This is a genomic window from Kosakonia cowanii JCM 10956 = DSM 18146, from assembly GCF_001975225.1.
Classification (GTDB): Bacteria; Pseudomonadota; Gammaproteobacteria; order Enterobacterales; family Enterobacteriaceae; genus Kosakonia; species Kosakonia cowanii.
The window spans coordinates 3,313,894-3,338,599 of the sequence record NZ_CP019445.1 but is presented as its reverse complement, the minus strand read 5'-3'; the positions used below and the strand labels follow the sequence as shown (position 1 = coordinate 3,338,599).

At 55.3% G+C, this 24,706-nt stretch carries 24 protein-coding genes; 11 read left to right on the top strand and 13 right to left on the bottom strand.

The annotated features are described in order from the left end of the window. Positions 1-153 precede the first annotated feature (153 nt). From BWI95_RS15760 to BWI95_RS15745, 4 genes are all read right to left on the bottom strand, one after another. Positions 154-1,065, bottom strand: coding sequence for a hypothetical protein (locus BWI95_RS15760; protein WP_076769793.1), 912 nt, complete (start codon positions 1,063-1,065; stop codon positions 154-156). A gap of 140 nt (positions 1,066-1,205) precedes the next feature. Beyond that, positions 1,206-1,895, bottom strand: coding sequence for a dethiobiotin synthase (gene bioD / locus BWI95_RS15755; RefSeq protein ID WP_076769792.1), 690 nt, complete (start codon positions 1,893-1,895; stop codon positions 1,206-1,208). Between the two features lie 125 nt (positions 1,896-2,020). Beyond that, positions 2,021-3,241: a sugar metabolism global transcriptional regulator Mlc gene (mlc, locus tag BWI95_RS15750; protein WP_054803880.1), complete on the bottom strand. Its 1,221-nt coding sequence runs from the start codon at positions 3,239-3,241 to the stop codon at positions 2,021-2,023. A 128-nt stretch (positions 3,242-3,369) separates the two neighbouring features. Further along, a complete protein-coding gene (locus BWI95_RS15745; RefSeq protein WP_054803879.1) occupies positions 3,370-4,266 on the bottom strand; it encodes a LysR family transcriptional regulator in 897 nt (298 codons plus the stop codon). Between the two features lie 118 nt (positions 4,267-4,384). Here BWI95_RS15745 and BWI95_RS15740 point away from each other — a divergent pair, with 118 nt between their 5' ends. Then, positions 4,385-5,635, top strand: coding sequence for an MFS transporter (locus BWI95_RS15740; RefSeq protein ID WP_054803878.1), 1,251 nt, complete (start codon positions 4,385-4,387; stop codon positions 5,633-5,635). 66 nt (positions 5,636-5,701) lie between these two features. On the opposite strand, the gene BWI95_RS24045 is transcribed toward BWI95_RS15740, so the two are convergent. Further along, complete coding sequence (locus tag BWI95_RS24045; protein WP_415859162.1) at positions 5,702-5,761, bottom strand: KPN_01571 family protein; 60 nt, start codon at positions 5,759-5,761, stop codon at positions 5,702-5,704. Between the two features lie 167 nt (positions 5,762-5,928). Here BWI95_RS24045 and BWI95_RS15735 point away from each other — a divergent pair, with 167 nt between their 5' ends. The 4 genes from BWI95_RS15735 to BWI95_RS15725 all read left to right on the top strand — a co-directional run bounded on the left by BWI95_RS15735 (position 5,929) and on the right by BWI95_RS15725 (position 9,083). Then, positions 5,929-7,413: a carboxypeptidase M32 gene (locus BWI95_RS15735; protein ID WP_076769791.1), complete on the top strand. Its 1,485-nt coding sequence runs from the start codon at positions 5,929-5,931 to the stop codon at positions 7,411-7,413. A gap of 162 nt (positions 7,414-7,575) precedes the next feature. Then, a complete protein-coding gene (asr, locus tag BWI95_RS15730; protein ID WP_034814024.1) occupies positions 7,576-7,971 on the top strand; it encodes an acid resistance repetitive basic protein Asr in 396 nt (131 codons plus the stop codon). Between the two features lie 97 nt (positions 7,972-8,068). Then, on the top strand, positions 8,069-8,152 hold the full coding sequence (gene ydgU, locus BWI95_RS24125; RefSeq protein WP_094193176.1) for a small membrane protein YdgU: 84 nt from the start codon (positions 8,069-8,071) through the stop codon (positions 8,150-8,152). A gap of 100 nt (positions 8,153-8,252) precedes the next feature. Further along, complete coding sequence (locus tag BWI95_RS15725; protein WP_076769790.1) at positions 8,253-9,083, top strand: trypsin-like serine peptidase; 831 nt, start codon at positions 8,253-8,255, stop codon at positions 9,081-9,083. A gap of 1 nt (position 9,084) precedes the next feature. On the opposite strand, the gene BWI95_RS15720 is transcribed toward BWI95_RS15725, so the two are convergent. From BWI95_RS15720 to BWI95_RS15705, 4 genes are all read right to left on the bottom strand, one after another. After that, positions 9,085-11,247 carry a putative bifunctional diguanylate cyclase/phosphodiesterase gene (locus tag BWI95_RS15720; protein WP_076769789.1) on the bottom strand — a complete coding sequence of 721 codons (2,163 nt, stop codon included), beginning with the start codon at positions 11,245-11,247 and terminating at the stop codon, positions 9,085-9,087. Positions 11,248-11,344: 97 nt separating this feature from the next. Continuing rightward, positions 11,345-11,674, bottom strand: a complete 330-nt coding sequence (gene mdtI / locus BWI95_RS15715; RefSeq protein ID WP_054803877.1) for a multidrug/spermidine efflux SMR transporter subunit MdtI — start codon at positions 11,672-11,674, stop codon at positions 11,345-11,347. Next, on the bottom strand, positions 11,661-12,017 hold the full coding sequence (gene mdtJ, locus BWI95_RS15710; RefSeq protein ID WP_054803876.1) for a multidrug/spermidine efflux SMR transporter subunit MdtJ: 357 nt from the start codon (positions 12,015-12,017) through the stop codon (positions 11,661-11,663). Before mdtJ ends, mdtI begins: the two co-directional genes overlap by 14 nt. A gap of 398 nt (positions 12,018-12,415) precedes the next feature. Continuing rightward, on the bottom strand, positions 12,416-13,486 hold the full coding sequence (locus BWI95_RS15705) for an AI-2E family transporter (protein ID WP_076769788.1): 1,071 nt from the start codon (positions 13,484-13,486) through the stop codon (positions 12,416-12,418). A 232-nt stretch (positions 13,487-13,718) separates the two neighbouring features. Here BWI95_RS15705 and umuD point away from each other — a divergent pair, with 232 nt between their 5' ends. Both umuD and umuC read left to right on the top strand, forming a co-directional pair. After that, a complete protein-coding gene (umuD, locus tag BWI95_RS15700; protein WP_054803874.1) occupies positions 13,719-14,099 on the top strand; it encodes a translesion error-prone DNA polymerase V autoproteolytic subunit in 381 nt (126 codons plus the stop codon). Then, complete coding sequence (gene umuC / locus BWI95_RS15695; RefSeq protein WP_076769787.1) at positions 14,083-15,336, top strand: translesion error-prone DNA polymerase V subunit UmuC; 1,254 nt, start codon at positions 14,083-14,085, stop codon at positions 15,334-15,336. Before umuD ends, umuC begins: the two co-directional genes overlap by 17 nt. Here umuC and smrA read toward each other — a convergent pair. Continuing rightward, positions 15,333-15,896, bottom strand: a complete 564-nt coding sequence (gene smrA / locus BWI95_RS15690) for a DNA endonuclease SmrA (protein WP_076769786.1) — start codon at positions 15,894-15,896, stop codon at positions 15,333-15,335. The genes umuC and smrA overlap by 4 nt on opposite strands. A 457-nt stretch (positions 15,897-16,353) precedes the next feature. Between smrA and ogt the strand changes: the two genes are divergently transcribed. From ogt to uspE, 3 genes are all read left to right on the top strand, one after another. Further along, entirely contained in the window at positions 16,354-16,869 is a 516-nt protein-coding gene (ogt, locus tag BWI95_RS15685) for a methylated-DNA--[protein]-cysteine S-methyltransferase (RefSeq protein WP_076769785.1), read from the top strand. Positions 16,870-17,078: 209 nt separating this feature from the next. Further along, positions 17,079-17,831, top strand: coding sequence for a fumarate/nitrate reduction transcriptional regulator Fnr (gene fnr, locus BWI95_RS15680; protein WP_023481718.1), 753 nt, complete (start codon positions 17,079-17,081; stop codon positions 17,829-17,831). Between the two features lie 147 nt (positions 17,832-17,978). Further along, positions 17,979-18,929 (top strand): universal stress protein UspE, encoded by a 951-nt coding sequence (uspE, locus tag BWI95_RS15675; RefSeq protein ID WP_076769784.1) that lies wholly within the window; start codon positions 17,979-17,981, stop codon positions 18,927-18,929. A gap of 58 nt (positions 18,930-18,987) precedes the next feature. Here the strand turns inward: uspE and BWI95_RS15670 are convergent, their stop codons facing one another. The 3 genes from BWI95_RS15670 to pntA form a co-directional block, all read right to left on the bottom strand. Beyond that, on the bottom strand, positions 18,988-20,070 hold the full coding sequence (locus tag BWI95_RS15670) for a mechanosensitive ion channel family protein (protein ID WP_076769783.1): 1,083 nt from the start codon (positions 20,068-20,070) through the stop codon (positions 18,988-18,990). Between the two features lie 108 nt (positions 20,071-20,178). Beyond that, positions 20,179-21,567 carry a Re/Si-specific NAD(P)(+) transhydrogenase subunit beta gene (pntB, locus tag BWI95_RS15665; RefSeq protein WP_054803873.1) on the bottom strand — a complete coding sequence of 463 codons (1,389 nt, stop codon included), beginning with the start codon at positions 21,565-21,567 and terminating at the stop codon, positions 20,179-20,181. Between the two features lie 10 nt (positions 21,568-21,577). Then, entirely contained in the window at positions 21,578-23,110 is a 1,533-nt protein-coding gene (gene pntA, locus BWI95_RS15660) for a Re/Si-specific NAD(P)(+) transhydrogenase subunit alpha (RefSeq protein ID WP_054803872.1), read from the bottom strand. A gap of 492 nt (positions 23,111-23,602) precedes the next feature. Here pntA and ydgH point away from each other — a divergent pair, with 492 nt between their 5' ends. Further along, a complete protein-coding gene (gene ydgH, locus BWI95_RS15655) occupies positions 23,603-24,547 on the top strand; it encodes a DUF1471 family protein YdgH (RefSeq protein WP_076769782.1) in 945 nt (314 codons plus the stop codon). Positions 24,548-24,706: the final 159 nt, after the last annotated feature.

Below are 24,706 nucleotides of genomic sequence, written 5' to 3'. Positions count from 1 at the left end.
GCTTTAATATTCGGCCATTTCCGGTATTCCGTCTTACCGTACAAATCGCTGAAGCCTTCGGCAAATGCCTCTTCCGCCCTGCCAGTAGTAATTATCGAATGACTCCGGCGCTTTGATTTACCCGACCGCTCCGCTGATCAACCGCCAACAGCGTTATCTGTACAACCTGTAAATATCACCACTATAATTTTTCACTTGCGCCGCCGATTGCTCAACAAAGCGATAGGTGGTACCGGTATGCCCGATATATTTGAACTTCGTTCCGACGGGGAAAAGACTCTCTTTTTCAACCAAATCACCATATTTAAAGTTCTTTGGATTGCCCACAATATCGTATATCACACCTACCTCATCCAAATCTGCGAGTGAGTTATATTTACCCGTGGCAAATCTTTTTGCCATTTTCTTATCCTGGGTAACCGACATAAGAAAATTGGCGCTGACTAACATACCCGGTGAAATGGCATTCAGAACGGGTCGGTGTTTTGTCCCTCTGTAATAGTTATCCATCCCGGTAAACTTCGCCTCCTCTACGGCCTGGTTCATGATGGCCACGGCGTTGCTTTTGTGGCTTAACGTTTTGATTACGAGCTTCATATCTATCCCGGGCGCAAAAGCCGGAGGATTTGTGCCGACTTCAAACTGTTTTTTGGCCACCCGCGCCAGATTCGACGAATCAGGAATGTCAATATCCTGCCCTTTTGCCTTTCTGATAAGCGAGTTTATAAACAGAGAACCGTCATTGGTGGCGTATAAATAGAGCGCGCCATCCACAATGTCGCGGTGGAATTTGCGTCCCGCAGACGCTGTTGGTGCTGCACTTTTGGATGATGTAGCGCTGGCGCTACCCTTGCTGTTTGCAGCGACACTGGCGCGATATTTTACGACCAGCAGGTGGGGCTGTTTTAATTTGGGATTAAGTTGCTTTATTTTATCGAGGATGGTTTTGGGATCATCCCTAGGGAAATTATTAAACCGGAGTTGTTCGAGGATTTCCTCTTCTGAAAGCGCGGCAGTTTGTTCAGGATATTGAGGCTTGGTTTTCTCTTTTGCATAGGCATACATAAACGTCATCTCCGGAAACGATTTTCCGTTAAGCGTAGCTATGGCCTTAGTTCGTGAAGAGGGCTTTCAGAAGTTTCATGGGGAAATGAGCACAGGCCGGACAGCCATTAGCCCTGTCCGGCGAACGTTCAAAAATAGGCTCAGGCCAGCACGCGATCGGCGACCAGCATGCCGGTGGCCATTTGCAGATTGATATAGTGGGCGAGATCGCGCTGTTCAGGCCGCGGCAGGTAAGGCAGCTCGCCCACCAGCGGCGCGGGCAGTTTTTTGCTCAGCACATTAATGATCTCTGCATAGTGTGCAAGGCCCGGGTTGATGCGGTTTGCCACCCAGCCGATCAGCGGCAGGCCATCGCTGGCTATCGCCTGCGCGGTGAGCAACGCATGGTTGAGGCACCCTTCCTGAATCCCCACCACCATCACCATCTGCTCCTGCACCACCCACTCGGAAAGCGGACGCAGATCGTTCATCAGGCTGCGCCAGCCGCCGGTGCCTTCGACAACGACGTGATCGACCTGCTTACACAAATCGGCCAGCCCGTTCGACAGCAAGGTGTAGTTGATGGGACAGCTATGCGCCACGCTGCTCTCCTCTTCACTCAGCGCAATCGGGTTGACGGCGCTGTAAGGCAGTTCGAGGGAGGAGACACTTTGCAGCACCAGCGCGTCTTTATTACGCAGCCCTTCCGGCGTTGCCTGACTTCCTTTTGCAACAGGCTTATAACCTGCCACCGTTTTGCCGCTGGCAGCCAGCGCCTGGAGCAGCGCGCGGGACGCCACTGTCTTCCCGACAGAAGTGTCTGTACCCGTTACAAAGAAACGCTTAAGCATAAGTAACCCCACCGTTAAGCAACGAAAATATAAACCGGAAATATAATTCAGAGCAGAAAGTCTACGGGAAGTGGTGGAGGCTCAATTTGAGATAGCGCAATTTTTATCGCGACTGGGTAAAAATGTTACCCCTGTAACAAACGAATCAGCAGCGATCCGTTATACATCGCATCTTTTACCAGCGCGGCGCCCGCCATGGTGCCCTGGTTAGTGAACTGCGTACTCTCAACGGAGATATGTTGGCTGTACGCGGGTAGCGCCTGCTGGCGAATGCAGTCGGCGATGGTAGGAAACAGCACATCTGCCGCCAGGCTTAGCGGCGAGCCAATCAATATTTTTTGCGGATTGAACAAATTGACCATGATGGCCAGGATGCGCCCGACATTCGCCCCGACGCCGCTGATGATATCTTTTGCCAGCAGATCGCCCTGCTGCGCCGCCTGGCAGAGCCACTCTACCGTCAGCGGCTGCTGATGCAGCATCGAACTCATCGACTGGCTCATGCGCAGCTGCGCCAGCTCCAGCACGCTCTCGACGCTGGCAATTGTTTCCAGGCAGCCGTGGTTGCCGCAGTAGCAGCGCTTGCCGTAGGGATCGACTTGCGTATGTCCAATCTCCACCAGGCTGCTGCTGCCCGCATGGAGCAGGCGTCCATCGGTGATCACCCCGGCACCGACGTTATGATCGATCACCACCTGAATCACATCCCGCGCGCCGCGCGAGGCGCCAAACAGCGCTTCCGCCATCGTCCAGGCACTGATGTCATGCTGCACATAGACCGGCACGCCGGTATGGGCCTCCAGCGCTTCGCCGAGCGGCATCTCCTTCACATCCTCATAGAAAGGCATGCGGTGGATAACGCCATTTTCCGTATCAATAATGCCCGGCAGCGTGATAGCGATCGCCGTCAGCCGCTCAAGCTTGTGCTGATGACGGATAAAAAATTGATCGATTTGGGTAATGATGCGGCTGAGCAAGGGTTCGGCAGCGGTTAAGGGAAGATCGAGACGATCCTCGACCACCAGCTTGCTGCTTAAATCGCGCAGGGAGAGAAAAATTTCGCCGCGGCTGATGCGTAATGAGAGGTAGTGCCAAGCCTCGGTCTCCACCACCAGCCCGACCGCCGGACGCCCGCGGCTGCCCGGCTCCTGGATCTCCGTCTCCTGCACCAGGTGGGCTTCCAGCATTTCGCGCACGATTTTAGTGATGCTAGCGGGAGCCAGCTGCGCTAACCGGGAGAGGTCGATACGCGAGACCGGGCCAAGCTGGTCGATGAGGCGATAGACTGCGCCCGCATTGGTCTGCTTTATTTGATCAATATGCCCCGGCTGGCTATCAGCGACCACCTCATACTCCCTTATTTTCGCGCTTCGAAATAAACATTCGGCTATGGTGAAACACTTAACGGCTGTCGTCAAATATTTACCCATGCTTGTGATTTAACGCACATTTTGCCTGCCGTTATGGGCGAAATTCAGCCGTTTGCCGCGTCAAGGAGCTGCTGTTTGAAACGCGCCGCGGCCGCCCCCTGCTCCTGGTGTTTTGACCACACCAGCCACATCTCCGAGACGGCATCCTCTTCTACAATCGGTATCCAGCGCATCTCACTGAGCTGAACGCGGTGAAACGAGGCGGGCAAAATCGACACGCCAAGCCCTGCGGCCACCAGGCCAATAATGGTCATCGCCTCGCCCACCTCCTGCGCGATGCGCGGCGTCAACTGGTAGCGTCGCATCAGGCTGAGGATATCGTCATACAGGCCGGTGCCGACATGGGGATCGAAAAAGACAAATGGCTCCTGCGCCAGCTCGTGCAGCGAGACGGCCGTGCGTATTGCCAGTGGGTGGTTACGCGGAACCATCGCCAGCAGCGGCTCGCGCAGGATCACCTCCCACGCCAGCGTCTCCGGCAGCGGGGTGTTGCGCATTAAACCGAGATCCAGCGTTCCCTCATTAAGTGGAGCTATCTGTTCGCGGGTGTTGATCTCTCGCGTCTGGATATGCACATCCGGGTAGCGCTGGCGAAAGGAAGAGAGGGTATCTGAGACCGCTTTAATAAAGGGCGCGGAGGAGGTAAAGCCAATGCGTAACTCGCCTGTTTCGCCCTGGTGCAAACGCAGCGCACGGGCGGCGGCTTCATCCACCTGGTTTAAGATCTGCCGGCTGTCGGCCAGAAACTGGCGTCCGGCCGGGGTCAATGAGACGCTACGATTTGTGCGGGCCAGCAACCGCGCGCCGACCTGCTGTTCGAGGATCTGAATTTGCTGGCTCAGGGGCGGCTGCGAGATGTTCAGCCGTGCGGCGGCATGACCAAAATGGAGCTCTTCCGCAACGGCGATAAAGTAGCGCAGATGGCGCAGTTCGATATTCATATTTTTAAAGTATTATTTGAGATTATTAATATATTAGACAGAATAATGCCGCTTTCATACCCTTACGCCGTGGTAAGCCCGTCCCCGTAATGACGGGCCAAAAAGGTAAGGATCTCAAGTGAGTCGTACAACAACGGTTGATAGCGAACCGACACACATCGTTAACGAAAAACCCGCCGCCCTGCCGGGGCAGTTTATTAAACGTGGCACTCCCCAATTTATGCGCGTCACGCTGGCGCTCTTTTCCGCAGGGCTGGCGACCTTCGCCCTGCTCTACTGCGTTCAGCCCATCTTGCCGGTGCTCTCCCATGAGTTCGGTGTTTCGCCCGCCAGCAGCAGTATCTCCCTCTCTATTTCTACCGCCATGCTGGCGATTGGACTGCTCTTTACCGGGCCGTTATCGGATGCGATTGGGCGCAAAAATGTGATGGTTACCGCGCTGCTTCTGGCGTCGTGCTGTACGCTGCTCTCAACGATGATGACCAGCTGGCACGGCATTCTGGTGATGCGCGCGCTGGTGGGGCTATCCCTAAGCGGCGTGGCGGCAGTCGGCATGACCTACCTGAGTGAAGAGATCCACCCCAGTTTTGTCGCCTTCTCGATGGGGCTTTATATCAGCGGTAATTCCATCGGCGGCATGAGCGGCCGCTTGCTGAGTGGTGTTTTTACCGACTTCTTTAACTGGCGGGTAGCGGTGGCGGTGATTGGCTGCTTTGCGCTGGCCTCGGCGCTGATGTTCTGGAAGATTTTGCCCCCCTCGCGCCACTTTCGCCCCTCCTCTCTGCGGCCAAAAACGCTGCTGATTAACTTCCGTCTGCACTGGCGCGATCGCGGCCTGCCGCTGCTCTTTCTCGAAGGCTTTTTGCTGATGGGGTCGTTTGTCACGCTGTTTAACTATATTGGCTATCGCCTGATGCAATCCCCGTGGATGCTGAGCCAGGCGGTGGTTGGTCTGCTGTCGGTGGCCTATCTGACGGGCACCTGGAGTTCGCCAAAAGCGGGCGCGATGACCAGCAAATATGGCCGCGGCCCGGTGATGATTGCCTTTACCTCAATCATGCTGCTCGGTTTACTGCTGACGCTCTTCTCGTCGCTGTGGGCGATCTTTATCGGCATGCTGCTTTTTACCAGCGGTTTTTTTGCCGCACATTCCGTTGCCAGCAGCTGGATTGGCCCACGCGCTAAGCGCGCCAGAGGCCAGGCCTCGTCGCTCTATCTCTTCAGCTACTATCTTGGCTCCAGCGTGGCAGGAACCTTAGGCGGCGTCTTCTGGCACAGCTATGGCTGGAACGGTGTCGGCGGGTTTATCGCGGCGATGCTGGTGCTGGCCCTGCTGGTCGGCACAAGGCTGCACGCGCGTCTGCGCTAGCGCGTATAAGGAAGGCAGGCCCTGCGCAAGCGGGGCTTTTTTATTGCGATGTAGTGCGGAAAAGGGCTAGAAAAGCGCGAAGACAGAGCTTGCGCCCATCAACTCCCGCACAGCGTCAAGCGCCATTAAACTGCAGATCACCCAAATGAAAGGATTCATGGTTTTTTGCTGTGTTATGCGTTTATTGGTTAAATGAATGAGTTCTCTATTATGGTACAGATTTTAACATTAGCCGCAGAACTACTATTTTTGGGCGTTCGGGTTAATAAAATGCAAAAAAAATCAGAGGCATTATGGATAAGCAGAACTATCAACAACTCACCCGTACCTTCCTTCGCCTGTCACGTTTCTCACATCTTGCCGCCGTTGCTGGCTGGGATATGTTCGCCATGATGCCGCCGGGCGGCAGCGCCGCGCGCGGTGAAGCGCTGGCCGAGCTGAGCGTGCTGCGCCACCAGATTTTAACCAATCCGCAGGTCGGCCAGTGGCTCTCCAGCGCCGGTCAGGAAGATCTCAACGACGTTGAACAGGCTAACCTGCGTGAAATGCAGCGCCACTACGATGAAGCAGCCCTGCTGCCGGAAGCGCTGGTGGAAGCCCTTTCGCTGGCGGGCAGTAAATGTGAACACGCCTGGCGTACCCAGCGCCCGGCCAATGACTGGGCGGGCTTCTCCGCCAATCTGAAAGAGGTGGTGAAACTCACCCGCGAAGAGGCGAAGCTGCGCGCGGCGGCAAAAGGCTGCTCGCCCTATGATGCCCTGCTGGATAAGTTCGAGCCGGATATGACCAGCGCCCGCCTTGATGAGCTGTTTGGCGAGGTCAAAAGCTGGCTGCCGGATCTGCTGAAACAGGCGGTAGAGAAACAGGCGCAGCAGACGCTTATCGCCCCGCAAGGGCCGTTCCCGATTGCCGATCAGCGTGAGCTGGGTTTGCAGGCGATGAAGACGCTCGGTTTCGATTTTAACGGCGGACGCCTTGATGTCAGCGCCCACCCCTTCTGCGGCGGCGTGCCGGAAGATGTGCGCATCACCACCCGTTACGATGAAAATGAGTTGCTGAGTGCTCTGTTCGGCGTGGTGCATGAAACCGGTCATGCCCGCTATGAGCAGAACCTGCCGCGCAGCTGGCCAGGTCAGCCGATTGCGCTGGCGCGCTCCACGGCGATCCATGAATCACAGAGCCTCTTCTTTGAGATGCAGCTCGGGCGCAGCGAAGCCTTCCTGCGTCGCCTGCAGCCCGCGATTATTGAGCGGTTCGGTATGCAGCCAGCCTTTGAAGAGCACAACTTTATCGCCTGGAACCAGCGCGTGAAGCCGGGCTATATTCGCGTTGACGCCGACGAGGTGAGTTATCCGGCACACGTTATTCTGCGCTATGAGATCGAGCGGGCGTTGATCGACGGTGAGATCGAGGTCGACGATATTCCAGCCCTATGGAATGAGAAGATGCACTCCTGGCTTGGGCTATCGACCGAAGGCAACTACCGCAACGGCTGTATGCAGGATATCCACTGGACCGACGGTGGCTTTGGTTACTTCCCCTCGTACACGCTGGGCGCAATGTACGCCGCACAGCTGTTCCACGCCGCGCGTCGCGCGCTGCCGGGCCTTGAAGAAGCCATCGCCGCCGGTGATTTCAGCGCGCTGTTTGAGTGGCTGCGCCAGAACATCTGGCAGCATGGCAGCCGCTTTAGCACTGCCCAGCTGATCGCCAACGCCACCGGCGAGCCGCTGAATGCGGACTATTTCCGCCAGCACCTTACCCGCCGTTACCTCTAATCCTCCCGCGCCGGAGCCGCTTTCCGGCGCGTTTTCCCCCGCTGTACATTCCGTTACACGCCGATACCAATCACTCACGGAAACGCTTCGATAACAGGGATATAGTTCTTTCAACGGCCCCGCAGTGGGGTTGAATGAAGAAACCAATTCGAGGATATCAAAATGAAAAAAGTATTAGCTCTGGTTGTTGCCGCTGCAATGGGTCTGTCTTCTGCTGCTTTCGCTGCTGACACCGCTGCCACCTCTCAGGCTCCGGCTGCTGCGCCGACCACCACTACCGCTGCTCCGGCTGCTGCTGACACCAAAGCAGCTCCGGCGAAGAAAGTTCACCACAAGAAACACAAAAAAGCCGCTGAGCAGAAAGCTCAGGCTGCTAAAAAACAGCACAAGAAAGCCGCCGCTAAACCGGCTGCTGAGCAGAAAGCCCAGGCTGCTAAAAAGCACCACAAAAAAGCCGCTGCTAAACCGGCTGTAGAGCAGAAAGCCCAGGCTGCTAAAAAACACCACAAACACGTAAAACACACTGCTGCTAAACCGGCTGCACAGCCGGCTGCATAAGCCACGTGTCTGTAACCGGCGCTCCCCGCGAGCGCCGTGCTAAAACGCGGCGCTGAGCCCTTCGGGTGAAGCGCCGTTTTTCTCTGGAGGCCTGAGCATGCTGCGACGTTATCGTTTTGAAGTTATCCTGATGATGTTAATTCTCTGCGCGCTTATCGCCCTCCGTTTCTATCTTTATTGATGTAGCACGCTGATTTTACTCCCGCTTTCTATGCGTCCCGTCTATATTTATTACTCATGGCTCGACCTTAATAATCATAATTTCCCCACCTGAGAGTACTATGCGAAGAACCGTTGTGCTGTTGCTGGGACCGCTGCTTTTGTTTTCCGCTGTTGGACATGCTGATGATGGCGATGAGGACGCGGTTAGCGCCAGGGATATAAAAACCCTTTTTTTTGGGCATGACGATCGTGTCCGCGTCGCGTCACCGACCACCGCACCGTGGGATGCGATAGGTCAGCTCGAGACCGCCAGCGGCAATCTCTGCACCGCCACGCTTATCTCCCCGCATCTCGCCTTAACCGCCGGGCACTGTCTGCTGACGCCGCCGCGCGGCAAAATTGATAAAGCGATAGCGCTGCGCTTTGTGTCGCAAAAAGGGGTCTGGCGCTATGAGATCCACGGTATTGAAGGGCGCGTTGATGCCTCGTTGGGTCGACGCCTGAAGGCCGACGGCGAAGGGTGGATTGTCCCCTCCTCGGCCGCCTCATGGGATTTTGGGCTGATCGTTTTACGCTATCCGCCCTCCGGCATTACGCCGCTGCCGCTGTTTAGCGGCGATAAAGATGCGCTTACTGCCGCGCTGAAAGCCGCCAACCGCAAAGTGACGCAGGCAGGTTATCCGCAAGATCATCTGGATAATCTCTTTAGCCATCAGGATTGTATTGTGACGGGCTGGGCGCAGAGCAGCGTGCTGTCGCATCAGTGCGATACGCTACCGGGCGATAGCGGTTCACCGCTGATGTTAAAAACCGATGAGGGCTGGCAGCTGATCGCCGTGCAAAGCTCAGCCCCGGCGGCAAAAGATCGCTGGCGCGCCGATAACCGCGCGATTGCGGTGACCGGTTTTCGTGACAAGCTGGACGCGCTGGCCAGCGATACGGTGCAGTAACTCACTCCTGCCGCTGGAGATGGTGTTGTAACAGCCTCTCCAGCGGCATCGGCGCGCTAAAGTAGAAGCCCTGCAACTGATCGCAGCCCGCATCACGCAGCAGCGCCATTTGCGTTTCGTTTTCCACCCCTTCCGCTACGACCTGCATCCCCAGTGCGCTGGCAATGCGGATTGTGCCGCTTACTAATGCTGACGCCTGCTCATCGTTATCCACTAATCCGGCGAGGGATTTATCAATTTTGATGGTGTCGAAATTAAAGCGCCGCAGGTAGCCGATGCTGGAGTAACCGGTGCCGAAATCATCGAGTGCGACCGCCGTGCCCAGCGCTTTTAAGTTGGCAATCGCCGCCTGCGCGCGCTCCGGGTTCTCCAGCACGTACGTTTCCGTCACCTCCAGTTGCAGGCGCTGCGCCGGAAAGCGACAGGTCTCCAGCACCTGAGCGACTTTGTCTTCAAACTCCGGGTCGCGAAACTGCGCGGGAGAGATATTGACCGACAGTTTGAGCCCGGTGTGCGGGTAGAGATCGCGGCAGGCACGACGCAGGACAAACTGCCCCAGCGCGTAAATCAGGCCGCTGGTTTCAGCAATCGGGATAAACTCGTCCGGTTTCAGCTCGCCATCCGGGCGACGCGGCCAGCGCGCCAGCGCTTCAACGCCGCTCATCTTGCCGCTGCGGGCATCGATAATCGGCTGATACCAGACGTCAAACTCTTCGCGCTCCAGCCCGTCACGAATATCGTTTTCAATCATCAGCTGGCGCTCGCGGGCGCTGTTTAGTGCGGCGTCATAGTGCGTCATCCGCGCTTTGCCGCACATTTTCGAATGGTACATGGCGATATCAGCCCGGCGGAACAGCTCGGAGCTTGAGCACTCCACCAGCGTTCCGCTGGCGATGCCGATGCTGGCGCTGATATGCAGTGAACGTTTGCCAATGCGCACCGGCGCGCAGAAGTAGTCGAGCACCATTTGCGCAAAGTCGGCGGCTTTTTCAACCGACCACGGCCCGCTCAGGGTCATGGCAAACTCATCCCCACCCATGCGCGCCAGCATGCCGTCAGTCGGCACTTTTTCCTGCAATGTCTGCGCAATGGTGACGATCAGCCGGTCACCCACGTCATGACCATAGATATCATTCACATCTTTAAAACCATCAAGATCGATAAACACCACGCTTATCAGATCGCTGTTGCCCCACTCGCTCCACTGATCTAACTGCTCAATCAGCGCGCGTCGGTTGGGCAGACGGCTGAGCCAGTCGGTTAACGCAATGCTGCGCGCCAGCTTCTCCCCTTTTGCCAGCTTATAAAGCCCGGCGCTGCTGAGCACGATAAACAGCAGGATAAGACCCGAGGCGAGCATCGCGATCTGGCGGATATCGTCTGCCGCCGCGTCTGCCGCTTCCGCGCCCGGAAAGTGCGGCTCCCAGCTCATATAACCGAGGAATTCGTCGGCGGAGCCGTGCAACGGCATGCTGCTTGCCGGCGCGTTTTGCGATGTCAGGCGCAGGTTCTGGATCTGAAAGGTGCTGCCCAGTTCGCTGAGCAGCTCATCATCAAGATGACGGGTCATCACTAAGTAACGCCGCGCGCTGCCCTGCTTATCAAGTCGGCCCGACACCGGGCGGATCAGGCCAATGCTGACAAACGCTACCCCCCGACGCGTGCGGGTGATGCCGGCAAAAATGTCTTTGCCCTGCTGCAGCGCCGCGGCATGGTTGCGGATGAGCGCCGCCAGCCCGTCACCAAAAAAGGCGAGATTGCGCTCATTAAAAGGCAAGCTGCGAAACGCCCCCCACACCACCGCAAAGTGCTCATCCAGCACAAAAGTGCCGTCATAGAGATTATCGACTTTAAAGCCCGCGCCCCAGGTGTTGTAGAGCCAGCCGGTATCCATCGGCGTGCGGTAGACGACGCGCACCGCTTCATCCCACACCGCGTTATCGAGGCCGAGAGATCGCATCCTGTTGACCGAAGTCTGAATGGCCCCTTGCACGGCGAGCGCCGCGCGGTGCTCATCGATTTCATTCGCTTTACTGCTAATCAGGTGCAGTGAGAGATAGAGGAGCGCAACGACGGAGATGATGAGCCCAGCTCCCGCCAGAAAAATCATCACAAAAAGCGTTCTTGCTGTGGGGATATTGCGCCAGCTTAGCGGATTGAGCATCGACGACCCTTACTGGTGTCCCGTAACGTTTGTTATTGTCCTCTAAGCGTAATACAGCCCACAAATTTCGTTGCCCGCAAACGCGGGCAATATCACATCAGGCAAGTTTTATCAGCATCATCCCAATAAGCAGCAGCGCCAGGCCGATCCAGCCTTTGCCATTGAGGCGCTGGCCAAAGAGGATCCAGCCGGCGGCGAGCGTCGCCACGATACCGAATCCGCCCCACAGGGCGTAGGCGACGGAGAGATCGATCCCCTTTACCGCCTGCGACAGCGCACTGAACGCCGCCAGTACTGCCACTAACGATCCGCAGCCATAGAGTTTGCGACGAAAGCCGTCAGAAAGTTTTAAAAAGATGTTGGCAACAATTTCCAGAATAATGGCCATCGCCAGCCATAACGCGTGCACCCACTCAAGCAGTAACATGACCCTGCTCCTGACGTGGGGCCTTACGCGTGCCGGACTTGATCAGCACAATACCGAGCGCCAGCGCCACCAGACCCGCCGCTTTCAACGGTGAGAGGGGTTCATCAAACAGCAGCACGCTAAACAGCGTAATAATGGCAATACCGACACCTTCCCATAAGGCGTAGGCCACGCCGAGGGCGATTTTTTTCACCGCAAACGCCAGGAAAATATAGGAACAGGCGATCATCACCAGCATTAAAATAAAACCGCTGTGGCTGTCGTTAATACTTGCCCATTTCATAGATAGCGTGCCGGTTATTTCCGAGACAATCGCCAACGCTAATAAAATCCAGTAAATCATATTTTTTCTCCTGCTTGAGAATAGAGATCCTTGCGATTTACCGCATAGCGGAAAACCGTAAAAAAATTAACAGTTGCGCACAGGGCGCCGGATCGGGCAGGAGAGGACTACAGCGCAGTGCGCCAGTATTGTTCGCCCGCAGGCGGGCAGCAGAAGGAGACAGGAAGTGAAAAACAGGGGGTAAGACTACTGAACCGAATGTCCATATTTTTACAATTTACCGCGCATTGCTTCTCTTCGTGGCGGTTAAAAATTGTCCTCAGTTGTTGTACATGCCTTATATTTAGCACAAGCTAAGATTTTACTCAAAGTATTTGCAATTCTTTACCGCTCGTCGAATTAATTAAACGCAGGCTAAACGAACGGCTGCCGGTTTATTTCCGGCAGCCTGTTACGTTTTATTCCTGCGGCGTATTAAGCGCATTGGCACGCGCTTCTGCCAGCAAGTTCCAGGAGGAGATAAACAGCCCTGCAATAAGTGGCCCAAGCACGAAGCCATTGATGCCAAAGAATTGCAGACCGCCAAGGGTGGTCAGCAGGATCAGGTAGTCCGGCATACGGGTATCTTTCCCCACCAGCAACGGACGCAGCAGGTTGTCTGCCAGCCCGACCACAATCACAAAGTAGAGGGTCAGCAGCGTGGCGGTGAGCAGCTCACCCGTGGAGTAGAGGAAGATCACAGCCGGGATCCAGATAAGCGCTGTACCGACCGCCGGGATCAGCGACAGGAACGCCATCAGCGCACCCCACAGCAGGCTGCCGCTCAGGCCAGCGAACCAGAAACCAATTCCGCCCAGCGCACCCTGCGCAATCGCTACAACCAGCGTCCCTTTTACCGTCGCGCGCGCAACACCGGCAAATTTCAGGAACAGACGGCGTTTGATTTTGGCCGACAGCGGCATCACCTCGTAGATTTTCTTCACCAGCGCGGCGCCATCTTTCAGCAGGAAAAAGAGCAGATAGACCATTAGCGAGAAGCTGATGGTTAGCCCCAGCGTCCCTTTACCGATAATCACCGCGCTGCCCGCCAGATAACGCCCGACGCTGAGCGCAACACCAGAGAGTTTTTCGCGAATCGCGTCCACCGAATCGAAATTGTTTTCGCGCAGCGCATGTTTTGCCCACTCCGGCAAGTGCGCAATGCCGTTACTTAACAGCTGCGGCAGATCCGTCGCGTTAGTTTGCAGACGCTGATAGAGCGCGTTGATCTCTACCGCCAGCGACGAGAGCACGATCATCATCGGGATAAAGACGAGGATGCAGATCAGCAGCACGGTAATCAGCGAGGCGATACCGTTCCGCCCGCGCAGGAGCACGGTGAGCTTTGTGCGCAGCGGATAGAAGATCAATGCCAGGATCACCGCCCAGATAATGGCGGAGTAGTAAGGCTGGATCAGGGTGAAAAACGCCACGCTGACCAGTAATAACAAAATGGTAAAAAAGAAGTTGTTGCTCTTGAGCGTTGTCATGCGGACCGTCCAATGGAAAGATTCTCACTAAGTGTAGTGTCTTACCCTTTGATTGCAAAAGCATTAACCGGCGAAACATGCAGCCCGCCGCGCAAACGCTGAAAATGATTGTGCAAAAAATTGCCAATATCATCAGGATCTTTCAACGATCCTGCCTCCAGGGGGTTGATCCTTTCGTGCGAACAACGATACTGTATTTATATACAGTAATAATAAAAGATCGACACCCATTATGACTACCAGCGCTTTTCCGAGTCCGGCTGCGGACTACATTGAAGATGCGATCGACCTGGTGAGCAGCCTGATCGCCCACCCGTCGGCCACCTATGTGATGCGGGCATCCAGTGACGCCATGTGCGAGGCGGCGATCCTGCCGGGTTCGCTGTTACTGGTCGATACCAGCCTGCAACCGGGCGATGGCGATATTGTTGTCGCCCGCCTGTTAAGCGGTTTTATGGTAAAGCGGCTGCGGCTGCGGCCTTATCCGCAGCTGGTGGCGGATAACCCCGCTTACCCGGCGATCAGGATCGAAGAAGAGGAAGGCGCGCATATTGTTGGCGTCGTAACGACCGTGATCACTTTGCCGCCCCGCCATCATGTACGCGCTCGTTGATGTTAATTCGTTCTATACCAGCTGCGAGACCGTCTTCCGGCCCGATTTAACCGGTAAGCCGGTGGTGGTGTTATCCAATAACGATGGCTGCGTCATCTCCCGCTCGGCTGAAGCCAAAGCGCTCGGCATTACGATGGCTGACCCCTACTTCAAGCAGAAGGCGCTAATGGAGCGTCACAATGTGGCGGTATTCAGCAGTAACTACGCACTGTATGGCGATATGAGCCATCGGGTGATGACGCTGCTGGAAGAGCTCTGCCCGGCGGTAGATATCTACAGCATCGATGAAGCGTTTGTGGATTTAACCGGCATTCCACAGCTGCGCGAGTTTGGGCGTACCCTGCGTAATGCGATTTATCAGCGCACCATGCTTACCGTCGGCGTCGGCATTGCGCCGACGAAAACGCTGGCCAAGCTGGCGAATAACGCCGCGAAAAAGTGGCCGGATGCGTCGGGCGGCGTGGTCGATCTGTCGCGCCAGGCGCAGCAGCTAAAGCTGATGGCCGCCCTGCCGGTAGGCGAAGTGTGGGGGATTGGCCGCCGTCTGAGCAAGCGGCTGGAGGCGATGGGTATTGATACCGTGCTCAAGCTGGCGCAGAGCGATTTATGGCTTATCCGTAAAAACTTCAGCGTGGTGCTGGAGCGAACGGCACGTGAACTGCGCGGCGAGCCCTGTCTTGGATTTGCCGAGTTCACACCGGCGAAGCATGAGATCATCAGCTCCCGCTCCTTTGGCGAGCGCGTCAACGACTACGCATCGGTGCGCGAAGGCATCTGCACCTGGGCGGCGCGGGCCGCTGAAAAGCTGCGCGCGGATCGTCAATATTGCCGCTATGTCGGGGCTTTTATAAAGAGTAGCCCGCACGATGATGACGAACCTTATTACAGCAATAGTGCAGGCATTCGTTTACTGACGCCAACCCATGACACCCGCGATATTATTGCAGCGGCAACACGTAGCCTGGATATTATCTGGAAGCAAGGGCCGAGATATCAAAAAGCGGGCGTTATGCTGGGGGATTTTTTTAGTAAAGGCGTCGCGCAACTTAATTTATTCGATGAATTTACTCCGCGCGAAAATAGCGAATCACTAATGAATGTTTTAGACACGCTTAATAAGAAGGGAAATAAATTATGGTTTGCCGGCCAGGGCATCACGCCAGGCTGGAAGATGAAGCGCTCCCTGCTCTCCCCCGCCTGGACCACACGCTTAGCGGATGTTCCGCTTGTCGGCTAGCGGCTGCGCTTGGCGTGCCGCTCCCAGTTCTCCTGCTTTGCCTGCTCGGATTTGCGCAGGGCGACATAGCATGCGCCGCTGCCGCCGTGGTGCGGCAACGCCGGGCAGAACGCCTGCACATCCTCAAACTCTGGCAGCCAGCGCGCCAGGTAGCTGCGGATGATATTGGCGTGCGAGGTCTCATCGCGCCCTTTTCCGTGAATGATCAGCACATTGCGTAGCCCATCCTTACGGCTCTGATGCATAAAGCTAAACAGCATCTGCCGGCACTGCTCGACGGGCTGGCGCAGCAGGTTCAGGCTTGCCTGCTGGGTATATTTGCCCAGCCGCAGCTTATCGAGCACGCCGACTTGTAGCCCTTCGCGGCGAAACTCCAGCGGCGTATCAAGCGCTACCGGGTCAAGAAAGCCAGTGGTCAAAAAATTATCGAGTTGCAGGGTGTCAATGCGCTGCAATGGTCGGGATTTATGGCTCGGGTGCCAGTGCACATCAGCACTGCGCTTCAGGGGTTGGACATCCTCCATGGCGTCAAGAAACAGCGATTTTTCATCCGGGTTCATGGGGCAGTCCTCCAGCAACATCTGCTGAAGTACTATAGCTGGCGCAGGAGCGCTTCTCAATGCGGCGGGCAAATTATGCGTAGGCTCAAGGTGTTATAAAAAGGGTATAACGAGGCGTTTCTTTATACCCTGAACCTTTGTTAAATAATCGTGAAATTAATCACTGATTAAAACTGGCAATAATTATTATGGCCGCTATAAATATAAAGAAGGCGCAAGGATCGCGTGCAAAAAATAAAGATTGGATGCTCAGTTTGTGTGTACTCTGGAGCCTGACGGATGTCGGCAGGCTCTATTTTTTTAATTAATAAACGTTAGTAACCTTATATTTTCTCCGCCATTTAACTCTTACGTGTTATTCCCTTATTGAAGACTCAAGCTACCACCCTTTCAGGGTATGGTGAGGCGCTTTTTTGTTTGCTAAATTATCGCCGCTATTTAGTGATAAGGACGCCCGATGCTCACCCTGCTTGAAGATAAAATCTCCACCCCGCTTGGCCCATTGTGGATCATCTGCGATGAGCAGTTTCAGCTGCGCGCCGTCGAGTGGGAAGAACATGAGGCCCGGATGGTTGAACTGCTTAATATTCACTATCGCCGTGAAGGGTATCAGCGCGTGGCTTCGCAGAATCCTGGCGGGTTGAGCCAAAAACTGCAGGACTATTTCGACGGCGATCTGGCGGTGATTGATACCCTGCCGACCGCGACGGGCGGTACCCCTTTTCAACGTGAAGTGTGGCAGATGCTGCGCACCATTCCCTGTGGTCAGGTGATGCATTATGGTCAACTGGCGACAATTCTTGGGCGTGCGGGCGCGGCGCGTGCCGTGGGTGCAGCGAACGGTGCCAATCCGATCAGCATTGTCGTCCCCTGCCACCGCGTGATCGGCAGTAATGGCATGCTCACTGGCTATGCGGGCGGCGTGGCCCGTAAAGAGTGGCTGCTGCGCCATGAACGTTACTTACTATTGTGAGAAAACAGGTCTGTTTAGTATGCATTTCATGCACTTCGCTCGCTAAAGCCTTAGTGAATTGGTGGAAATTCAATAACATGAGACAAAGTAAGTCTTTACCGTTTCGTTCCACTGTTTCATTTATGGTGAATTGACGTTTTGCCAGGCTTACGTGCGCCATAAAAAGATGTTAAAATTGACCAATATCAATTACGGCGTAGAGCAGACCTATGATCCCGGAAAAGCGAATTATTCGACGCATTCAGTCTGGCGGTTGTGCTATCCATTGTCAGGATTGCAGTATCAGCCAGCTTTGCATCCCCTTTACTCTTAATGAGCATGAGCTGGATCAGCTCGACAATATCATTGAGCGTAAAAAGCCCATCCAGAAAGGTCAGACCCTGTTTAAAGCAGGCGATGAGCTGAAATCGCTCTACGCTATCCGTTCTGGCACCATCAAAAGCTATACCATCACCGAACAGGGTGATGAGCAGATCACCGGTTTCCATCTGGCGGGCGATCTGGTGGGCTTTGATGCCATCGGTACCGGTCATCACCCGAGCTTCGCTCAGGCGCTGGAGACCTCAATGGTGTGTGAGATCCCGTTCGAAACGCTGGACGATCTCTCTGGCAAAATGCCGAGCCTGCGCCAGCAGATGATGCGTCTGATGAGCGGCGAGATCAAAGGCGATCAGGATATGATCCTGCTGCTGTCGAAGAAAAACGCGGAAGAGCGCCTGGCGGCGTTTATCTACAACCTCTCCCGTCGTTTTGCGCAGCGTGGTTTCTCGCCGCGTGAATTCCGTCTGACCATGACCCGTGGCGACATCGGCAACTACCTGGGCCTGACCGTTGAGACCATCAGCCGTCTGCTGGGTCGTTTCCAGAAGAGCGGCATGCTGGCGGTGAAGGGGAAATATATCACCATCGAAAATGGCGATCTGCTCTCCGAGCTGGCGGGTCACGCTCGTAACGTTGCCTGATTTTTACCCCCCACCTTTAGCCTTTTTGCCGGGTCATTACATTTTTCTGATTTATTGATCCGGCAAAAGGTTTCCGCTGTTTCATTCAGCTTATATGGGTTATCTTTTACTGTCAGAGAGTGGTGACAGATGTAAGGAGACCCCTGTATGGCTAAGTATCAGAATATGTTGGTCGCCATCGATCCTAATCAGGACGATCAACCCGCATTACGACGTGCCGTGTATTTGCATCAACGGATTGGCGGTCGGATCAAAGCATTTTTGCCGATTTACGACTTCTCATACGAGATGACCACCCTTCTGTCCCCCGATGAGCGAACAGCGATGCGCCAGGGCGTTATCAGCCAGCGCACCGCATGGATCCGCGAACAGGCGAAATACTATATCGACGCGGGTGTGCCAATCGACATCAAAGTGGTGTGGCATAACCGTCCTTTCGAAGCGATTATTCAGGAAGTGCTCTCCGGCGGCCACGATCTGCTGCTGAAGATGACCCACCAGCACGACAAACTGGAATCAGTGATTTTCACCCCGACCGACTGGCATCTGCTGCGTAAATGTCCCTGCCCGGTGTGGATGGTAAAAGATCAGCCGTGGCCGGAAGGCGGTCGCGCTGTGGTTGCCGTTAACCTTGCCAGCGAAGAGATCTATCACAACGCGCTGAATGAGAAGCTGGTGAAAGAGACCCAGCATCTGGCTGAGCAGGTCAACCATACTGAAGTGCACCTCGTCGGTGCCTATCCTGTCACCCCCATCAATATTGCGATTGAACTGCCGGAGTTTGATCCGAGCGTCTATAACGACGCCATTCGCGGCCAGCATCTGCTGGCGATGAAAGCGCTGCGGCAAAAGTTTGGTATCGATGAGAAAATGACCCATGTCGAGAAAGGGTTGCCGGAAGAGGTGATTCCGGACCTGGCGGAGCATCTGCAGGCTGGCATTGTGGTGCTTGGCACCATTGGCCGCACCGGTATCTCCGCCGCGTTTCTCGGCAACACCGCAGAGCAGGTGATCGATCACCTGCGCTGCGATTTGCTGGTTATCAAACCGGATGATTACCAGTCGCCCGTGGCACTGGATGACGACGAAGACGACTAAGCAAACAACCCGCCGCAAGGCGGGTTTTTTTATACTGCCGGTTGTTCACTCTGCGGCTCTACGGAGGGCGTTTCAACTGCCAGCCCCCTTTCACCACCACGCACGGTATCGCCAGCTCAATCCCTTCTGCCGCCAGCTGCTCCATGATGCGGATATTGATCTCCTGCTGAATATCCATGTAGGTGTTGTAATCCGCCGAATTAACAATGTGCACCACTTCAAAGTTCAGCCGATCGGTACCAAAGCCGAGGAAGTGGGCGCGATCGAAACGCGTATTGCCCACGTCGGTAATGATGGTTTTTACCATCTCGCCCACTTTGCGCAGCTTATCCGGCGGCGTGGTGAGCGCCAGGCCAAAAGTGAAGACGATACGGCGCGTCTGCATACGCTTATAGTTATGCAGCGTTTGCTGCAACAGAATGGCGTTACCGCAGACAATCTGCTCCCCGCTCAGGCTGCGAATACGGGTGGTTTTGAGACCAATATGCTCAATGGTACCGGCAACGTCGCCGAACACAACAAAGTCGCCGATCTCGAAGGGTTTATCGAAGCCGATGGAGAGCGAGGCAAAAACATCGCTCAGAATGGTTTGCACCGCCAGCGCAATGGCGATACCGCCTACTCCGAGGCTGGCCACCAGCGCCGTAATGTTGACGCCGACATTCGCCAGGATCGACAGCAGCATCATCGTCCAGAGCATCATGCGCAGTAGCAGACCGGCAATCACCATAGTGACCGGGTTTTTGCTGGTATTAGGCGAGTACATCAGGTGGCGCATCCACGACACCACGCCCTGATCAAGCCAGAGCGCAATCTGGATCGCCAGCACTAAAAACCAGGCGTGCCCGAGGGTGTTAAAGAGGTGGTCGGGAAGGTCGACGAAGCGCAGGCTGAAGAGTAATGCCGCGACAAAGAGCAGGAATCTGCTGGTGCGGCTGAGCATATCCACCACCACATGCTGCAATGTGCCGACTCCGCCCTGCTTTTCACTCCAGCTACGCGCGCCTTTCAGCACCATTTTCAGTAAGTGGGTGAAGAGCCAGTAGACCACCAGCGTCACAATCACCACCGTACCAAGACCAATCCAGAATGAGGGCATCATCAAAATGGATATAAAGTCAAAACGTGACAAAAACGTCATCCTTCCTCCTTATAAAAAAGATCAAGCAAGAAGTATAGACGCTCTGACAAGCCTTACTGCGGGCAAAAAAATACCGCTCCGAAGAGCGGTATCGTTAAGCAGTAAACCTTACAGCGCTTTGAGAATGGCATCAACGCTGGCTTTGGCATCGCCAAACAGCATCTGCGTATTCTCTTTGAAGAAGAGCGGGTTCTGCACGCCGGCGTAACCGGTGTTCATCGAACGTTTAAAGACAATCACGTTCTGCGCCTTCCACACTTCCAGCACTGGCATACCGGCGATGGGGCTGCGCGGATCGTCCTGCGCCGCCGGGTTAACGGTGTCGTTCGCGCCAATCACCAGCACCGTGTCGGTATCGGCGAAATCATCGTTGATCTCATCCATCTCCAGCACGATGTCATACGGCACTTTCGCTTCCGCCAGCAGCACGTTCATATGGCCCGGCAAACGCCCGGCAACCGGGTGAATACCGAAACGCACTTTCACGCCGCGGGCGCGCAGTTTTTCGGTAATTTCTGCTACCGGATACTGCGCCTGCGCCACCGCCATCCCGTAGCCCGGAGTGATGATCACCGAGTGGGAGTTTTTCAGCAGCTCCGCCGTCTCTTCAGCGTTGATTTCGCGGTGCTCGCCCGCTTCCTCTTCGCTACCGCTGGAGGAGCCGTCGGTGCCAAACCCACCGGCAATCACGCTGATAAAGGAGCGGTTCATCGCCTTACACATAATGTAGGAGAGGATTGCCCCGGACGAACCAACCAGCGCACCGGTGACGATCAGCAGGTCGTTGCTGAGCATAAAGCCCGCCGCCGCCGCCGCCCAACCGGAGTAGGAGTTAAGCATCGAGACCACGACCGGCATATCCGCGCCGCCAATCGACGCCACCAGATGCCAGCCAAATACCAGCGCAATGATGGTCATCAGCAGCAGCGCCAGCACCTGCAGGCCAACGCTTTCGGTACGTACAAACACCAGCAGCAGCACAAAGGAAACCACCAGCGCGGCGAGGTTCATCTTGTGACGATTCGGCAGCATCAGCGGCTTCGAGGAGATTTTCCCACGCAGCTTACCAAATGCCACAATCGACCCGGTGAAGGTGACGGCACCGATAAAGATACCGATAAACACTTCGGTGAGATGAATATTGACCAGCACCGGATCCATACCCGGGTTGTGGTCGAGATAGCTGTTGAAGCCCACCAGCACCGCCGCCAGGCCAACAAAGCTATGCAGCACTGCGACGAGCTCCGGCATTTCGGTCATTTCGACGCGCTTCGCCAGACGCATACCGATTGCGCCACCGATGATCATCGCCAGCAGGATCCACGCGACGTTGCCAGCATCCGGACCAAAGATTGTCGCCACCAGCGCGATCGCCATCCCGGCGATACCGAAGTTGTTACCCTGCTGGGAGGTTTCGTGCTTTGAAAGCCCCGCCAGGCTGAAAATAAACAGGATCGCGGCAACAATGTATGCAGCTGTAACTAATCCACCAGACATTTGTTACCCCTTAGTTCTTCCGGAACATTTTCAGCATGCGCTGAGTGACGGTGAAACCACCAAAAATATTGATACTGGCAATCAGCACTGCGATAAAGCTGAAGAAGCTGACCCAGCCGCCGTGCCCCATCTGTAGCAGCGCCCCGACGACAATAATGCCGGAGATGGCATTGGTGACCGACATCAGCGGCGTATGCAGCGCATGGGAGACGTTCCACACGACGTAGAAGCCCACCACGCAGGAGAGCGCAAACACGGTGAAGTGACCAAGGAACTCTTTCGGCGCGACATCGGCAAGCCAGCCAAACAGCACAATCGCCAGCGCCATCAGCGCATATTTACGCCACGGTGAAGCTGGTGTCGGCTCCTCTTTCGGCGCAGCGGGGGCCGCTTTCGGTGCGGCCTGCGGCTGGGCAGAGACCTGAATCGGCGGTGCCGGCCAGGTCACTTCGCCTTCACGCACCACCGTTACGCCGCGCACCACCACGTCGTCGAAGTTAACCACTACGTTGCCATCTTTCTCAACGCAGAGCAGTTTCAGCAGGTTAACCAGGTTGGTGCCATAGAGTTGTGACGACTGAGTCGGCAGGCGGCCCGGGAGATCGGTGTAGCCAATCACTTTGACGCCGTTGGCGGTAGTGGTGACCTGGTTCGGCACGGTATATTCGCAGTTACCGCCGTTTTGCGCCGCCAGATCGACAATCACGCTGCCCGGCTGCATGGAGTCAACCATCTCGCGGGTGATCAGTTTCGGCGCCGGTTTGCCCGGAATGAGTGCCGTGGTGACGATGATGTCGACCTCTTTCGCTTGCGCGGCAAAGAGCTCCATCTCCGCTTTGATAAAGGCTTCCGACATCACCTTCGCATAGCCGTCGCCGCTGCCCGCTTCCTCTTCAAAATCAAGCTCGAGGAACTCGGCGCCCATACTTTGCACCTGCTCCTTCACTTCCGGGCGGGTATCGAACGCACGGACAATCGCGCCAAGGCTGTTGGCCGCACCGATGGCGGCAAGACCGGCAACGCCTGCGCCAATCACCATCACTTTGGCTGGTGGCACTTTACCGGCGGCGGTGATCTGCCCCGTAAAGAAGCGGCCAAACTCGTGAGCGGCTTCGACAATGGAGCGATAACCAGCGATATTCGCCATCGAGCTCAGCGCATCCAGCGACTGAGCGCGTGAGATGCGCGGAACGGAGTCCATCGCCATCACCGTGACGTTGCGTGCCGCCAGCGTCTCAATCAGCGCCGGGTTTTGTGCAGGCCAGATAAAGCTCACCAGCGTTGTGCCCGGATTGAGCAGTGCAATCTCCTCCTCCAGCGGCGCGTTCACTTTCAGGATCACATCTGAATGCCAGACATTATCGCTATCGACAATGGTCGCGCCCGCCTGGGCAAACGCCTCGTCGTCAAAACTTGCCAGCTTGCCCGCGCCGCTCTCAATCGCGACGGTGAAACCCAGTTTTAGTAGCTGCTCGACCGTTTTCGGCGTCGCGGCCACGCGGGTTTCATTGGCCAACCTCTCTTTAGGTACACCAATACGCATAGTTTTCCCTTCCATCGGTTTTAGTTGATGGTTTGTCCGTTTTTCGCGGTGGCTAATTAACGCCGTGCGGAAAATAAAACAGTAACAAACTTTCTATAACCTACTGAAAATAACGCCTGCGATCCACCGTCAGAAAAGCGAAATGCTGCACTAATCCGCGAAAATTAAGCGCTGAAGCGGGCTGACAGGGTTATTTGACTTAAATTAACGTGGAAAGGCTGATATTCCGCTTAAGCGAAGCGGCAAAACATGATTTATCTCCGCCCCACCATCCCTTTTAACATTACATTAACTTTAAAAACTCATAACCTTTATCATTTTTGCTGGTCAAGGGGCTATTTTTTCAAAATATCACTAAAGGTTATGGTTTATCCCCCTGGCCGCGCACACTCTGTAAAAAATGACGCAGACAGTCGCGCGGTTTAAATGCAATAATCACCAACGTTTTATTAATAACAACTTATGGTTTGCGCAAGGCGAAGGATTATTTTTATGAAGCTCAAGTACACCCTCCTGGCGTCAGCACTTCTGTCCGCAACCGCGTTTACTGCTAACGCCGCGACAGAGTTAACACCGGAGCAAGCCGCTGCGGTGAAGCCTTACGATCGCATCGTGATTACCGGACGTTTTAACGCGATTGGCGATGCGGTTAACGCCGTCTCCAAACGCGCAGATAAAGAAGGCGCGGCCTCTTTTTATGTCGTTGACACCTCTGATGCCAATAACAGCGGCAACCAGCGCGTCACCGCCGATCTCTATAAAGCTGATGCGGCGAAAGCAGACAAGCCGACCTATCGTGTGATCAATGGCGTAACCGAATATCCAAAAGATAAAGCCATTGCGCTCGAGCCTTACGATACCGTGACGGTGCAGGGTTTCTACCGCACCCAGCCGGAAGTTAACGACGCTATCAGCAAAGCGGCGAAAGCCAAGGGCGCTGATGCGTTCTATATCGTGCGCCAGGTTGATGCCAACCAGGGCGGCAACCAGCTGATTACGGCCTTCATCTATAAAGCCAATGCGAAAAAACGCGTGATTCAGAGCGCAGACGCCATCCCACGTAACTCCGAAGCGGGCCGTGCCGCGCTGGCGAAAGGCGGTGAAGAAGCGAAGCGTGTTGAAATTCCAGGCGTAGCGTCAGATGCCACCGCAGGCGTCGGCGTTGGCCGTTTCTTTGAAACGCAATCCTCTACCGGTGGTCGTTACAGTGTCACGCTTCCGGACGGTCAAAAGATTGAAGAGCTGAATAAAATCACCGCCGCGCAGATGGTGCCTTTCGACAGCGTTAAGTTCACCGGCAACTATGGCAACATGACTGAAATCTCTTATCAGGTCGCCAAACGTGCCGCCGCAAAAGGCGCGAAGTACTATCACATCACGCGTCAGTGGTCTGAAAGCGGCAACAACATGACCATCAGCGCCGACCTCTATAAATAAGGCGTCGCTCAGAGAAAAGGCGGCTTAGAAAGCCGCCTTTTTTTCAGTTTTATCTACTTTTTCACAAAATTCCCCTCGCCCTCATTGCATGCCCTGACGACTCTCCGTAAAATTCCGCGCCTTAGTGATATCCACCATATTTATGCGCTCCGGCAAAAT

Bases quoted from the DNA above. Each gene is read 5' to 3' on its own strand.
- BWI95_RS15760 (WP_076769793.1), bottom strand. From the start codon at position 1,065: ATGTATGCCTATGCAAAAGAGAAAACCAAGCCTCAATATCCTGAACAA.
- bioD (WP_076769792.1), bottom strand. From the start codon at position 1,895: ATGCTTAAGCGTTTCTTTGTAACGGGTACAGACACTTCTGTCGGGAAG.
- BWI95_RS15745 (WP_054803879.1), bottom strand. From the start codon at position 4,266: ATGAATATCGAACTGCGCCATCTGCGCTACTTTATCGCCGTTGCGGAA.
- BWI95_RS15735 (WP_076769791.1), top strand. From the start codon at position 5,929: ATGGATAAGCAGAACTATCAACAACTCACCCGTACCTTCCTTCGCCTG.
- asr (WP_034814024.1), top strand. From the start codon at position 7,576: ATGAAAAAAGTATTAGCTCTGGTTGTTGCCGCTGCAATGGGTCTGTCT.
- ydgU (WP_094193176.1), top strand. From the start codon at position 8,069: ATGCTGCGACGTTATCGTTTTGAAGTTATCCTGATGATGTTAATTCTC.
- BWI95_RS15725 (WP_076769790.1), top strand. From the start codon at position 8,253: ATGCGAAGAACCGTTGTGCTGTTGCTGGGACCGCTGCTTTTGTTTTCC.
- BWI95_RS15720 (WP_076769789.1), bottom strand. From the start codon at position 11,247: ATGCTCAATCCGCTAAGCTGGCGCAATATCCCCACAGCAAGAACGCTT.
- mdtI (WP_054803877.1), bottom strand. From the start codon at position 11,674: ATGTTACTGCTTGAGTGGGTGCACGCGTTATGGCTGGCGATGGCCATT.
- mdtJ (WP_054803876.1), bottom strand. From the start codon at position 12,017: ATGATTTACTGGATTTTATTAGCGTTGGCGATTGTCTCGGAAATAACC.
- BWI95_RS15705 (WP_076769788.1), bottom strand. From the start codon at position 13,486: ATGACAACGCTCAAGAGCAACAACTTCTTTTTTACCATTTTGTTATTA.
- umuD (WP_054803874.1), top strand. From the start codon at position 13,719: ATGACTACCAGCGCTTTTCCGAGTCCGGCTGCGGACTACATTGAAGAT.
- umuC (WP_076769787.1), top strand. From the start codon at position 14,083: ATGTACGCGCTCGTTGATGTTAATTCGTTCTATACCAGCTGCGAGACC.
- smrA (WP_076769786.1), bottom strand. From the start codon at position 15,896: ATGAACCCGGATGAAAAATCGCTGTTTCTTGACGCCATGGAGGATGTC.
- ogt (WP_076769785.1), top strand. From the start codon at position 16,354: ATGCTCACCCTGCTTGAAGATAAAATCTCCACCCCGCTTGGCCCATTG.
- fnr (WP_023481718.1), top strand. From the start codon at position 17,079: ATGATCCCGGAAAAGCGAATTATTCGACGCATTCAGTCTGGCGGTTGT.
- uspE (WP_076769784.1), top strand. From the start codon at position 17,979: ATGGCTAAGTATCAGAATATGTTGGTCGCCATCGATCCTAATCAGGAC.
- BWI95_RS15670 (WP_076769783.1), bottom strand. From the start codon at position 20,070: ATGACGTTTTTGTCACGTTTTGACTTTATATCCATTTTGATGATGCCC.
- pntB (WP_054803873.1), bottom strand. From the start codon at position 21,567: ATGTCTGGTGGATTAGTTACAGCTGCATACATTGTTGCCGCGATCCTG.
- pntA (WP_054803872.1), bottom strand. From the start codon at position 23,110: ATGCGTATTGGTGTACCTAAAGAGAGGTTGGCCAATGAAACCCGCGTG.
- ydgH (WP_076769782.1), top strand. From the start codon at position 23,603: ATGAAGCTCAAGTACACCCTCCTGGCGTCAGCACTTCTGTCCGCAACC.